The organism is Rouxiella badensis (assembly GCF_026967515.2).
Lineage (GTDB): Bacteria > Pseudomonadota > Gammaproteobacteria > Enterobacterales > Enterobacteriaceae > Rouxiella > Rouxiella badensis.
On the sequence record NZ_CP114062.1, the window covers coordinates 3,680,561 to 3,693,781 of the forward strand.

The window sequence follows — 13,221 nt, forward strand, 5'->3', positions numbered from 1 at the left end:
CCCCCTCGCTTAATAAAAGGGGGCATTTTTGCGCTATACGCTGCCGTTACGACCAAATAATTGATAACCTTCGCGTTGATTCAAACGCTCATAGTACGAAAAAACGGCAGAAAGCGTAGGGCGAGTGATTGGCGTCATCACCCAGCGATTTACCGACATGCCAATCACTATGTCGGCCAGCGTAAAGCGGTCACCCAATATATAGTCTCCCGCCTGCTGTAACTGACCGTCAACAATCTCCATTAATCTATTCCATTCTGCGATGCTGATTGCGAGCAATGCCGGGTCCTGATGCTGCGGGCTTTGACGCGCAAGAGACATAAAGGCATAGCGCCAGGCATTATTCAGATCGCCGAGCTGCCAGTCCATCCACTGCTCTACCTTCGCTCTTTCACGCGGCGTTGGCGGTAAGAGATCGTCTCGCCCCTCTTTAGCCACCAAATAGCGGCAGATAGTGTTGGATTCCCACAGAACATATTCATCATCAATAATGACCGGCACCAAAGAATTCGGGTTCAACGCCTTAAACTCTGCCGTTTGCGTCGATTTGAAATCGCCGCCGTACTCTTCATGGCGGTAATCCAACCCCAGCTCATGGCAGGTCCAGAGCACTTTACGCACATTAATTGACGTCGATTTGCCTAATATTTTCAACATAGTCTGTCTTCTCCACCAGCATACTGCGCTGCCTATTTTTCGGTGCCGGGACGGCTATACAAGCGAACGGGACTGTCTTGATAAGTCGTATCAATCTGATGAATAAATCCATGCTTCTCGGCCAGCCGGATTGACGGCGTATTTTCCGGAGCAATGATGCAGCAAACGGGACGCTCGAGGTGCGCGGCGGCCCAATCGAGTACGGCTTTTGCCGCCTCGCTGGCGTAGCCTTTGCCGTGAAATTCTGGGCTTAATACCCAACCCATCTCCGCCTTATTCTCCAGAGAAGGCTGCATATTTCGCTGAAAGTCGGCAAGCCCGATCTCGCCGATGAAGCGGCCAGACTCTTTTTCTTTCACCACCCAATAGCCAAAACCCAGCAGTTGCCAATGGCCGACATAGCGTAAAAGCCGGGTCCAGCTCGCCTCGCGCGTGGAGGGCGTGCCACCGATAAAGCGGACCATTTCAGGATCGGCCCACAGCGCCGCGATGACGTTGAAATCATCAACGGTGTGGCCGCGCAGAATCAATCTTGGCGTTTCTATTTGTGGTGCAGCGTTGAGCATAGTAGTGATAACCCTCAGTAATCCGACAGGAATAACCTAGCACCGAATGTCGGCTAATGGGATGGTGGGAAAGTTATTTTGAGAAATAGCGCGAGGAATACGTTAGCGCAAAAGGTTCTGGCGAACGGCAGAAGGCGCGACGCCGCGCAGCGACTTAAAGCGGTTGCTGAAATGGCTGGTTGAACTGAACCCACAGTCCAACGCGATAGTAGTGATATCCAGACGGGTATTACGCAATAAATTCTCGGCGCGGATAATACGCGCGTTCATGACGTACTGGTGTGGCGCAACGCCCATCGACTGCTTAAACATCCGCGCAAAATGATACTCACTTAGCCCAGCAATCTCGGCCAACTGCTGCAACTGTAGCGGCGTCGACAGATGGCCGTGAATATATTCCTTCACGCGGTTCAGCACCGTCGGCGACAGACCGCCACGCACGGTCGGCAGCGCCCACTGCAAATGGGTATAGTGGCGCACCAGATGCGTCACCAGTAGATTGGTGGCCGTACTAAGCATCAGCTGATTGCTGCTTTCCTGCCACTGGCAACTGAGCAGAAAGTGACGATAAAGCTGAGTAATATGCTGATCTTCTTCGAACGTGAGTTCATCGACCAGAATACTCGCCGGGCTACGGTCCCAGGTCTGTTCTATGACCTGGCGCAGATGTTCGTCGGTGCAATACATATGTACAAACGACAAGTCGCCCCGCACGTCCCAGCTCGAGACGTTGTGTTTCGGCATCAGACAGAAGCGATCCGGCCCGCCACCGTTTTGCCAGCCTGAACGCGTTTTGTGGTAGCACTCGTAGCCGTCGGCGATATACAGGCTGAGCGTATGGTGATCCGGGTCTTCCTGCGTCACGCAGTCGTTTTTATTCGACCACGCGGCCAGCTGCATACCCGACCCCAGATGCACGGTATCGTGCAACACGGCGTGGTGCTTCTGGAGCGTTTCGAAGGCCTGATAACGATTTGGCATGGCGCGGCTTCCCGGTGAATGAATAGCGCTATTGTAGTGTTTTCCCCGCGTTGAGGGCGAGTATTGACTGCACTATCACTTTAAAAAAACCGCAAGAATATACAACTGACCGCAAGCCCATGAATGCCCAAATCTTATTGAGGGTCGATAATCCACGCAGAATTCTCTTTTTTAGCGCTGGATACCATTATGAACGCATTGCTGTATATCTCCGTGATCCTGATTTGGGGCACTACCTGGTTTGCCATCTACCTGCAACAGGGTGTAGTGGCCGTAACAGTCTCCATTTTCTACCGCTTTTTGCTCGCCTCGCTGCTGATGATGGTAGTGCTATTGATTGCTCGCCGTTTGCGCAAGCTGGCGTTGAAAGACCACATTTATTGCGTGGCACAAGGCTGCTGCGTTTTTGCCTTCAACTTCTATTGTTTCTACCACGCGGCGGCCTATATCAGCAGCGGGCTGGAATCGGTGATTTTCTCGATGTCAGTGCTGTTTAACGCCTTCAACGGCATGCTTTTCTTCCGTCAGAAAATGTCACCGGCGTTGATTCCGGCATCGATTCTGGGTCTGGTAGGCATTGTTACCCTGTTTTGGCACGACCTTAGCGCGAATCACGTTGCGCCTGAGTTGTTGAAAGGCATAGGTCTTAGCATGCTGGGCACCTACGGTTTCTCGTTGGGCAATATGATCAGTACGCGCCACAAAAAGCACGGACTGGACGTGGTTAGCACCAATACCTACGCGATGGGATACGGTGCTGCTGTGATGGCGTTGCTGAGCCTGGCACAGGGAGCGTCCTTTGCCATCGAATGGACATCCGCCTACGTCGGCTCGCTGGTCTATCTGGCGGTATTTGGCTCGGTGCTCGGATTCGGGATGTATTTCAGCCTGGTAGGACGTATCGGCGCAAGCCAGGCCGCCTACAGTACGCTACTGTTTCCACTCGTCGCGCTGACGGTATCGACCTTCTATGAAGGTTATCAATGGCATACCAACGCGGTGATTGGGTTGGGGCTTATCCTGCTCGGTAATCTGGTGATGTTCTATCGTCCGCGCTGGCTGTCGGAATGGAAAAAAACGAAACCCGCGCTGAGCTAATCAGGCATCGTCAAATGATTCACTCTGCCAGTCGAAAGACGAGAGCGTATCGCTGACGATCTCTTTCAATTTCATCACCGCCGGGTCGCGCAGCGCATCACGCCGCCAGCCAAGATTAATTGAATAGGCCGGCATGGCGACCGGCGGCAGCAATAATCGCAAGGGATGAAACGCCGCCAGTTGACGGGCGGCGTGCAAAGGAATGGTCGCCAACGCCGGGCTGCCCAGCAGCAGATAAGGCAAGGCCGAGAAATGGGTTGTTGATGCCATCACCGTCCGCTTAAGCCCCTGCGGGATAAGTACCTCATCCACCATGCCTATAAACCCGCCCGATGAGACCAGCAGATGCCGACGGCTTAAGAAAGCCGCCAGCGTCAGGTGATGTTGATGCTCGACTTCATGCTCTGCCAGCGGCTGAGTCACATCAATCAGACAGGCATAGCGCCCTTCTCCCAATGTTTCACTGCCGATAGCCGCCGAGGTGAATCCTCCTGAGGCAATCGCGACATCGATTTCGCGATTCATCAGCATCTCTTCCACGATGCGGCTGTGAGTCTGACGGAAGACCACCCGCAGCCCCGGCATGTCGCGTTCAAGCCGGTCAATCAGACGCTTGCCCAACGCGAGCTCAAAGTCATCCGAGAGTCCGATGCTCAACGACCGACCCGCATAGCCGGCCCGCGCGCCAGAAACCAGCAGCAAACTCTGCCGACATTTATCCAGCGCCTCGCTGACCAGCGGTTTCAGCTCATTGGCGCGCAGCGTCGGCGCAAGCCCGCGTCCGGTGCGCACAAACAGGTGATCGTCATACAGGCGGCGAAGACGGCCAAGCGCGGCGCTCACCGCCGACTGCGTCAGCCCAAGCCGCACGGCGGCGCGGCTCGCACTGCCCTCTTCATATAAGGCCTCGAGGACTTTAAGCAGGTTGAGATCGACCGTCTCGATATTAATTTTATCAATATCACTCATAAATGGATGGGCATGGATTAATGTCAGGATTCGAGCAGAATAGAAATTCATCCCCGCTGAGTCGAGAGAAATTTATGCCTGCTTCAATCGTTGCTGCCCTGCAAATAGGCTCTTCCCCACAGGGAAAAGCCGCTACGCTGGAAAATATTTTGTCCTGGGAGACGGAGATTACTGCCTCTGGTGCCCGCCTGGTCGTCATGCCGGAAGCGCTATTGGGGGGCTATCCGAAAGGCGAGATCTTTGGCACCCGTCTGGGCTATCGCCTGCCCGAAGGCCGTGAAGATTTTACCCGTTACTACAATAACGCCATTGAGGTCCCCGGTGAGGAAACGCAGGCGCTGGCAGACCTCGCAACCCGCACCCAGGCTAGCATCGTAATCGGCGTGATTGAACGCAGCGGTTCAACGCTCTACTGTACTTCGCTGTTTATCGAACCGGCTCAGGGGGTGGTTGCCAGGCACCGCAAGCTGATGCCAACCGGCACCGAACGGTTGATCTGGGGACAGGGTGATGGTTCGACGCTGCCCGTGGTGAACGCCGCCGCAGGCCGTCTCGGCAGCGCAATTTGCTGGGAAAATCACATGCCTCTGCTGCGCGTGGCAATGTATGGTAAGGGCGTTGAGGTCTGGTGCGCTCCGACGGTAGACGAGCGAGAAATCTGGCAATGCTCGATGCGCCACATCGCTCACGAAGGCCGAATGTTCGTGGTAAGCGCCTGCCAATATCAGCCCTCACCTGCACAGCAGGGAATCGAGGTGGCGCACTGGGAAACTAACCGGCCGGTGATTAACGGGGGTTCGGTGATTGTGGGTCCGTTGGGCGACGTGCTGGCCGGACCGCTGAAGGGAGAAACCGGCCTGTTGACCGCGGAAATCAATACCGACGACCTGGTGGGCGCCCGCTATGATTTCGACCCGGTCGGGCACTATTCAAGGCCGGATATTTTTAGCCTTGAGGTCGATCAGCGCGCAAAAAAGAATCTGCGATTTATTGAGGACTAGGCAGGATTGCGTCAGGCGGCGAATCGGGGGTAAGTTAAGGCATCACTCATCGTTTTAACGAGTTATCCTTTTCGAGGCGAAAACAGTATGACGCAGTCTCCTTCAGCGGTTCTTTTGCATATTGGCAGTGAAGAAACACAGGTCACGATCGACGGCAAGACGCATCGGTTAACGCTGGGCTCACAGCTCACCTCGTTAGGCTATTTCAGACACCAGCCCCCGACGCCCGCCGAGATGGAAAACGCCATCATGGTCGTTGAAGACGAGGTGACAGGCCTGCGCCACGACATCACGCCGGGGGCGAGTCTTCATAGCCAAGATAACGATATTCGCGCGATCGCTCGCCTCGCTGGCGTCGCAGAAAACGAGCAGATGTCGCTCTCACTGGACGCCGTCGAGCGGACCTTCGACCGCCTCGCGCTGGTGATCAATGGCCGCCCCGCGCACTTTGAAGGCATTCCTGAAGGTAACGATTTCGCCGCAACGCTGCTTATATTGAGAGAGTTTATGCATCATCTGCAGTTCGATGAAATCGTCGTCAAAGGGGCACGATTCGAGATGCTCAATAGCCAGCCATAGTCCGGCTCTCTCAGCTTAAATAGCGCAAGATAAGCATGCTGCCCGAGGCGAGCAGGATAAGGTTGATAAGCTTGAGAAACTGCTCACGCGACATTCTGAGCGTGAGATGGCGGCCGAGTGTTATCCCCAGCAGCATACCCGGCAGGAGAATCAGCGCCAACAGCCACAGGTTGGCATCAAGATAAACCCCCGCCAGCGCAAAAATAATGACCCGCGTTAGCGTGCTCAAGCCAATAAGCGTGGTTTGTGTGATACGAAACGCGTCTTTTTTCTCAATACGGCCGCCGAGATAAATGGCGTAAATAAATCCGCCGCTGCCAAAAAGTGCACTAAATACGCCGCCGACCAACCCAAAAGGCACCGCCGCCTTCGGTGAAAAGGTGCGCTGCGGCTTGAGTCCGCTAAGCGAATACAGGGCGTAGAACACCACAAATAGGCCCAACGCCAGCAGAAGGATATCGGGCCGCGCCCTGAGCAAAATCGCCGCCCCAATCAGACTGCCCATGACCATCAGCGGAATCAGCCGTATTAACTCGGGCCACTGCGCATTGCGTCCGTCACGGCTGACATTGACCACTGCGGCACAAAGGTCGAGCAGCGCCAGCAAGGGAACAATGTCCGCCAGCGGGATATAGAGCGCCATCACCGGGCTAGCGACCAAGGCTGACCCGAAACCCGCAATCCCAAAAATAACGTAGGCCACCAGCAGCGTGACACCCAGTACCAGATAATGCGTTAACGTGAGAGTTTCGAGCATTTTTTGCGCCTTTCCTTAGCGGATGTTGATGCAATCGCGTTCAAAAAACATACAAAAATGAGATCTGGAACACAGTTCTAACTAAAAGGCCGTCAGGTTCCCCCGTTGGATGGATAAAACGTCATCTTTGATTACATTCAATATACACATTTGTGCAAATGTGTTTAATCATATTTAAAAGGGTGAATAAATGAAAAAAATTCTCGTCACTGCTGCTGTCGCTCTTTCGCTGTTTTCTTTAACCGCGTCTGCTGCTGAGCTGATCTCTAAAGATGAAGCTCATCACTTTAAATATCACTATGTGGGCAAAATTAGCGTAGGTGCAACTTCTGGGGAAGTCTCATCCCCCTCTGATTTGCATAAAAAACTTTCTGACGAAGCCGATAAAAAAGGCGGTAAATACTACGTCATCATCGCGGCCAGAGAGCATGGACCTAACTTCGAAGCGAATGCGGAAGTCTTCAAATAATAATATTTTGACACCCGCAGTCGAGACCACCTGGCCCCTTTCGGCAGGTGGTTTTTTTTTATCCTATGAATTCGCCTTTTTTGTCTACTCTTTGTAAGGGCTTTGCTCTTATTTTGTTGATGATTCAATTGTGTTAAGGGAAGTGAGTTAAAAAAGATTCCGGATTGGCAGGCGCCATTTTTTCAGCCAGAGGGGAATATCGGGGGTTGTGTATCCGAGGGTTACACAGAACATTGGCCTAAATTTGAAGTGATTCAATAATGAAATACATCATTCTTATTTTATTCATTTTATGCGTTATCTATGTGCACTACCGTGGAAAGGTTCGCTATAACTTCTGGCGACAGCTTTCCGATCATTCTACTTTTACCGCACCGATGAACGTCTTTATGTACCTGTTCTCCCGTGCCCCGACGACCCCCTATTTGCAGCCCGAACAATTCCCGGAACTCAGAGTGTTGAGAGAAAACTGGGAGGCTATTCGTGATGAAGGCCAACGGCTGATGGAAATTCAGCAGATTAAAGCGTCCGATAAGTTTAACGACGCCGGATTTAACTCGTTCTTTAAAACCGGTTGGAAACGTTTTTATCTGAAATGGTATGACGACAGCCATCCTTCCGCGATGGATTTATGCCCGCATACGACGGCACTCCTGCGCAGTCTGCCTTCGGTGAAAGCGGCTATGTTCGCCGAACTTCCTCACGGCAGTCGTTTACCCCGGCACCGTGACCCGTACGCGGGATCGTTGCGTTATCATCTGGGACTTATTACCCCCAATGACGATCGCTGCTTTATCGAGGTTGATGGCGAGCGCTACAGTTGGCGTGACGGCGAAGGCGTGATGTTTGATGAAACGTATCTGCACTATGCCGAAAACCAGAGCGGTGAAAATCGGTTGATTCTGTTTTGTGATATTGAGCGACCAATGCGTTATCGCTGGGCACAGAGCATCAATCACTGGCTGGGCAAGAACCTGATGAGCGCGGCGACCGCGCCAAACGACGAGAACGATCGCACCGGCGGCGTAAACAAAGTCTTCAAGCACATTTATTCGATTCGTAAGGTCGGTAAGCGCCTCAAGGCGTGGAATCGCACCGGCTATTACATCATTAAATGGATTGTCTTTGCTGGCATCGCCGCCGCTATCTTCTTCTCTATCTAAACGTAATTTTTAAGCTGGCTGAGGCGGCTGCGGGTTCGTTGAATATCCTCTTGTTCAACGTCCCGGGTCATCTCATCCAGCCCGTATTCACTGAATAAATACAATCGACATTGCCGCTCGTAAAGCACGTCAATAACGTTGATAAAGCGTTGCTGCGTAGCACCCGACTGGCCGGCGAGCTTCGGCACCCCTTCTATTATCCAGCAATCACAGCGATCGCAAAGCGCCAGATAATCCATCACTGCGGTGGGCGCAACGCACAGCGCCTCAAAGGAAAAATGCAGAAAGTCGCCCGGCGCAGAGAGTAGCTCGAGAGTACGCGACCCCATATTTAAGGATTGCCTCCCGATGCCCGGCTGCGGAAGCCCACATTCGCGGCGCTGAAGGTCATTACCAGGACACAGAAAAACCCCTTCACAGAACGGCGTGAGATCATTGCTGCCCAGTTGGCGATAGTCCTGAGTTCCCCCGAGCGCCACCACCTCGAGATGCTTTTCGATGAGTTTTATCGAAGGCACGAAACGTGCGTGATAAAGCGGATGCGAGAGAAGCTGCTCTGGCGGATAGTTCGAGGTCGCCACGAGGACAGTGCCACTGCTGATGACCCAGGCAAGCAGCCCTTTTACTAGCATCGCATCGCCAACGTCGTGAAGGTGTAGCTCATCGAAGCACAGCAAGCGGCAGTCACCGAGCAGCGTACCAAGGGCGGTTTCCAGCGTATTATCAGCGGCCTGAGGGGCATTCATTTGCCGATGCAGGTCTCGCAAAAAATCATGGAAGTGCACACGCATCTTGCTGCTAACGGGTGCGGCAGCAAAAAAGCTGTCGACGATGAAACTCTTGCCGCGCCCCACTTTCCCCCAGATATAAACGCCGCCGGTTTTCTTGCCGCCGAGACCAAAAATCCCTTTTGCGGCTTTTTTGGGGGCGTTGAGCGTCTTACCCAACGAATGCAGGCTTTGAATTACCTGACGCTGTTGCTCATCCAGAACGAACTGATTCAGTTGGGCTTTATCGTCCATAATGCGACGAAAATCAAAACCTCTGACCGCCTGTTTCATATTTTATTCCCGCTGGGTGGAAAGTCCCTTTTACGGCCATTATCCGCGCGAAAAAGGAGATGATGCAACGCCGACGCAAAAAAAACCCCGCCTAGGCGGGGTCAGTGTTCTTGATGTTTGCCAGACTCAGGGTATCCGTCGCGGCTACTTTCAGAACGTGCGTTCGTGGAAGAATAATTCTTAGAACGGGATATCGTCGTCGAAATCCATTGGGGGTTCGTTGCTTTGCGCAGGCGCATTGTTCTGTGCCGCAGGACGAGACTGCTGACCGCCGCTGAACTGGTTGCCGCCCTGTGGCTGCTGAGGTTGACCCCATCCGCCCTGCTGGCCGCCTGAAGCCTGACCGCCGCCTGCTGGAGCACCGCCGCCAGCACGACCACCCAGCATCTGCATGGTGCCACCAACGTTTACCACGATTTCGGTGGTGTATTTTTCAACACCGGCCTGATCGGTCCACTTACGGGTTTGCAGTGCGCCTTCAATATAAACCTGAGAGCCTTTACGCAGGTATTCGCCCGCGACTTCTGCGAGTTTGCCGAACAACACAACGCGGTGCCATTCAGTTTTCTCTTTCTGCTCGCCGGTCGCCTTGTCGCGCCAGCTTTCAGAAGTTGCCAGGGTGATATTGGCAACAGCACCGCCGTTAGGCATATAGCGGACTTCGGGATCCTGACCCAGATTCCCAACCAGAATCACTTTGTTTACGCCTCTGCTGGCCATGTCGACTCTCCTGATGAGTTAATTTTATACAGTATAAACCATGAATTTTAGCATGGGCGGATTCCAGATAACACCTACAATACCGATTCCAGAAATGTTTACAGAGCCAACAATTTTGCAGCCAGGCACTGGATATCCATTCAGGTTTTTTTGTGTCATACTTGTTCGTTTCGTACTTTCTGTGCCCAATTTTCTGATTCAGATGCAGTGACTGGGGCGGATATACCCGAATCAATCGCAGAACGGGTATGCACATCCTCACGCGCATCACGGACAGTCACCGGCACGGTGAGCTTTCAAGTTATTCCGGGAATGATGAATGGATAAGATAGAAGTTCGGGGCGCACGCACCCATAATCTCAAGAATATCAACCTGATTATTCCGCGCGACAAACTGATCGTTGTCACCGGATTATCCGGATCTGGCAAGTCCTCACTGGCTTTTGACACCCTGTATGCCGAAGGTCAGCGTCGCTATGTCGAGTCGCTTTCAGCCTATGCACGCCAATTTTTGTCTCTGATGGAAAAACCGGACGTCGACCACATTGAAGGGTTGTCACCGGCGATTTCAATCGAGCAAAAATCAACTTCGCACAACCCGCGTTCTACGGTCGGTACCATTACCGAGATCCACGACTACCTTCGTCTACTGTTTGCCCGCGTCGGTGAGCCGCGCTGTCCCGATCACGGGGTTCCGCTAGCGGCACAGACCGTGAGCCAGATGGTCGATAACGTGCTGGCACAGCCGGAAGGTCAGCGTCTGATGCTGCTCGCGCCGATCGTCAAAGATCGCAAAGGGGAACACACCAAGACGCTGGAAAACCTGGCGGCGCAGGGTTATATCCGCGCCCGTATCGACGGTGAAGTTTGCGATCTTTCCGATCCACCCAAGCTTGAGCTCCAGAAAAAACACAGCATCGAGGTGGTGGTCGATCGCTTTAAAGTGCGCGACGATCTCGCCCAGCGTCTGGCCGAATCCTTTGAAACGGCACTGGAACTCTCCGGCGGTACCGCCGTGGTTGCCGACATGGACGACCCTAACGCCGATGAAATGCTGTTCTCGGCCAACTTTGCCTGCCCGGTCTGTGGATACAGCATGCGTGAGCTTGAACCGCGGATGTTCTCGTTCAACAACCCGGCGGGTGCATGTCCAACCTGTGACGGGCTGGGGGTACAGCAGTTCTTCGATCCTGAACGCGTTATTCAGAACCCCGAGCTTTCACTGGCCGGTGGTGCGATTCGCGGCTGGGACCGTCGTAACTTTTACTATTTCCAGATGCTGCGCTCACTCGGCGAGCACTACAAATTTGACGTGGAATCTTCCTTTAACGCGCTGAGCGAGGACGTGGTTCACGCCATCATGCACGGCTCAGGCAAGCAGACCATCGAATTCAAATATATTAATGACCGTGGGGATACCTCGGTCCGCCGCCATCCGTTTGAAGGCGTGCTGCACAATATGGAACGTCGCTATAAAGAGACGGAGTCCAGCGCGGTGCGTGAAGAGCTGGCGAAATACATCAGCAATCGCCCCTGTGCGTCCTGTAAGGGCACGCGCCTGCGCGAAGAAGCACGTAACGTGTTCGTTGAAGAGACTACGCTGCCTGAAATCTCCGACTTCAGCATCGGTCACGCAATGGAGTTCTTCCTGAGCATGAATCTCAGCGGTCAGCGTAAGCAGATTGCCGAGAAGATCCTCAAGGAAATCGGCGATCGCCTGAAGTTTCTGGTCAACGTCGGACTCAACTACCTCTCTCTGTCACGTTCAGCGGAAACGCTATCTGGCGGTGAGGCGCAGCGTATCCGTCTGGCGAGTCAGATTGGTGCCGGTCTGGTCGGGGTCATGTACGTGCTGGACGAACCTTCCATCGGCCTGCATCAGCGTGATAACGAGCGCCTGCTCGAGACGCTGATTCACCTGCGCGACCTCGGTAACACGGTTATCGTGGTCGAACACGACGAAGACGCCATCCGCGCCGCCGACCATATCATCGATATCGGTCCCGGTGCGGGCGTGCACGGCGGTCAGGTAGTGGCAGAAGGTACCGCAGAAGATATTATGGCTAAAGAGGACTCCCTGACCGGGCAATACCTCAGCGGCAAACGTGAAATCTCCGTGCCAGAACAGCGCGTTCCCGCTGATGCGGCGAAGGTGCTAAAACTGATTGGCGCAACGGGCAACAACCTGAAAGACGTCACCCTAACGCTGCCGGTTGGCCTGTTTACCTGCATTACCGGTGTGTCCGGTTCGGGTAAATCGACGTTGATTAACGACACGCTGTTCCCACTGGCGCAGCGTCAGTTAAACGGCGCAACCATCGCCGAAGCCGCGCCTTATCGCGACATTCAGGGACTTGAGCATTTCGATAAGGTTATCGATATTGACCAAAGCCCTATCGGTCGCACGCCGCGTTCTAACCCTGCGACCTACACCGGCATCTTTACTCCGGTGCGCGAGCTGTTCGCCGGTGTTCCCGAGTCGCGTTCGCGCGGCTACACGCCGGGGCGGTTCAGCTTTAACGTCAAGGGTGGGCGCTGCGAAGCCTGTCAGGGCGATGGCGTGATTAAGGTCGAGATGCACTTCCTGCCGGACATCTACGTGCCTTGCGATCAGTGCAAAGGAAAACGCTATAACCGTGAAACGCTTGAGATTAAGTACAAAGGCAAGAGTATTCACGAGACGCTGGACATGACCATCGAAGAAGCACGTGATTTCTTCGATGCCGTTCCGGCGCTGGCGCGCAAGCTGCAAACGCTGATGGACGTGGGTCTTTCGTACATCCGTCTGGGTCAGTCGGCAACCACGCTGTCCGGCGGTGAAGCGCAGAGGGTCAAACTGGCGCGTGAGCTGTCTAAACGCGGAACCGGCCAGACGCTGTATATTCTCGACGAACCGACTACCGGTCTGCATTTCGCCGATATCCAGCAACTGCTCGAGGTGCTGCATCAGCTACGCGATCAGGGCAACACCATCGTGGTGATTGAGCACAATCTTGATGTGATTAAAACCGCAGACTGGATTGTCGATCTCGGCCCTGAAGGTGGCCACGGCGGCGGACAGATTCTGGTCTCCGGCACACCAGAAACGGTCGCGGAGTGCAAAGAATCGCACACCGCCCGTTTCCTGAAACCGCTGCTTGAGCGTCATACGCACAAAGCCAAAAAATCAGCCTGATCGATAGGTTGACGTCAATGAAAAA

13 protein-coding genes are annotated in these 13,221 nt (G+C 53.8%); 6 read left to right on the forward strand and 7 right to left on the reverse strand.

Going from position 1 to position 13,221, the window contains the following annotated elements; genetic code table 11:
• Positions 1 to 33: 33 nt before the first annotated feature.
• The 3 genes from O1V65_RS16955 to O1V65_RS16965 form a co-directional block, all read right to left on the reverse strand.
• On the reverse strand, positions 34 to 657 hold the full coding sequence (locus tag O1V65_RS16955) for a glutathione S-transferase family protein (RefSeq protein ID WP_017490764.1): 624 nt from the start codon (positions 655 to 657) through the stop codon (positions 34 to 36).
• 32 nt (positions 658 to 689) lie between these two features.
• Positions 690 to 1,223: a GNAT family N-acetyltransferase gene (locus tag O1V65_RS16960; RefSeq protein ID WP_017490765.1), complete on the reverse strand. Its 534-nt coding sequence runs from the start codon at positions 1,221 to 1,223 to the stop codon at positions 690 to 692.
• A 102-nt stretch (positions 1,224 to 1,325) separates the two neighbouring features.
• Positions 1,326 to 2,204, reverse strand: coding sequence for a helix-turn-helix domain-containing protein (locus tag O1V65_RS16965; protein ID WP_084911852.1), 879 nt, complete (start codon positions 2,202 to 2,204; stop codon positions 1,326 to 1,328).
• Positions 2,205 to 2,393: 189 nt separating this feature from the next.
• Here O1V65_RS16965 and O1V65_RS16970 point away from each other — a divergent pair, with 189 nt between their 5' ends.
• A complete protein-coding gene (locus tag O1V65_RS16970) occupies positions 2,394 to 3,302 on the forward strand; it encodes a DMT family transporter (RefSeq protein WP_017490767.1) in 909 nt (302 codons plus the stop codon).
• Here O1V65_RS16970 and O1V65_RS16975 read toward each other — a convergent pair whose 3' ends face one another.
• A complete protein-coding gene (locus tag O1V65_RS16975) occupies positions 3,303 to 4,271 on the reverse strand; it encodes a LysR substrate-binding domain-containing protein (protein ID WP_017490768.1) in 969 nt (322 codons plus the stop codon).
• 74 nt (positions 4,272 to 4,345) lie between these two features.
• Between O1V65_RS16975 and O1V65_RS16980 the strand changes: the two genes are divergently transcribed.
• Both O1V65_RS16980 and O1V65_RS16985 read left to right on the forward strand, forming a co-directional pair.
• Positions 4,346 to 5,272 (forward strand): carbon-nitrogen hydrolase family protein, encoded by a 927-nt coding sequence (locus O1V65_RS16980; protein ID WP_017490769.1) that lies wholly within the window; start codon positions 4,346 to 4,348, stop codon positions 5,270 to 5,272.
• 87 nt (positions 5,273 to 5,359) lie between these two features.
• Positions 5,360 to 5,851 (forward strand): hypothetical protein, encoded by a 492-nt coding sequence (locus O1V65_RS16985; protein WP_017490770.1) that lies wholly within the window; start codon positions 5,360 to 5,362, stop codon positions 5,849 to 5,851.
• Positions 5,852 to 5,861: 10 nt separating this feature from the next.
• Here the strand turns inward: O1V65_RS16985 and O1V65_RS16990 are convergent, their stop codons facing one another.
• Positions 5,862 to 6,608, reverse strand: a complete 747-nt coding sequence (locus O1V65_RS16990) for a sulfite exporter TauE/SafE family protein (RefSeq protein ID WP_227989684.1) — start codon at positions 6,606 to 6,608, stop codon at positions 5,862 to 5,864.
• A gap of 190 nt (positions 6,609 to 6,798) precedes the next feature.
• On the opposite strand from O1V65_RS16990, the gene O1V65_RS16995 reads away from it, so the two are divergent.
• Positions 6,799 to 7,077, forward strand: a complete 279-nt coding sequence (locus O1V65_RS16995) for a YdgH/BhsA/McbA family protein (protein ID WP_017490772.1) — start codon at positions 6,799 to 6,801, stop codon at positions 7,075 to 7,077.
• A gap of 260 nt (positions 7,078 to 7,337) precedes the next feature.
• A complete protein-coding gene (gene lpxO, locus O1V65_RS17000; protein WP_084911858.1) occupies positions 7,338 to 8,240 on the forward strand; it encodes a lipid A hydroxylase LpxO in 903 nt (300 codons plus the stop codon).
• Here lpxO and zapE read toward each other — a convergent pair.
• Complete coding sequence (zapE, locus tag O1V65_RS17005) at positions 8,237 to 9,301, reverse strand: cell division protein ZapE (protein ID WP_269129895.1); 1,065 nt, start codon at positions 9,299 to 9,301, stop codon at positions 8,237 to 8,239. The two genes, lpxO and zapE, sit on opposite strands and share 4 nt — an antisense overlap.
• 180 nt (positions 9,302 to 9,481) lie before the next feature.
• Positions 9,482 to 10,021, reverse strand: coding sequence for a single-stranded DNA-binding protein SSB1 (ssb1, locus tag O1V65_RS17010; RefSeq protein ID WP_017490775.1), 540 nt, complete (start codon positions 10,019 to 10,021; stop codon positions 9,482 to 9,484).
• Positions 10,022 to 10,340: 319 nt separating this feature from the next.
• On the opposite strand from ssb1, the gene uvrA reads away from it, so the two are divergent.
• Positions 10,341 to 13,196, forward strand: a complete 2,856-nt coding sequence (gene uvrA / locus O1V65_RS17015) for an excinuclease ABC subunit UvrA (RefSeq protein ID WP_017490776.1) — start codon at positions 10,341 to 10,343, stop codon at positions 13,194 to 13,196.
• Positions 13,197 to 13,221: the final 25 nt, after the last annotated feature.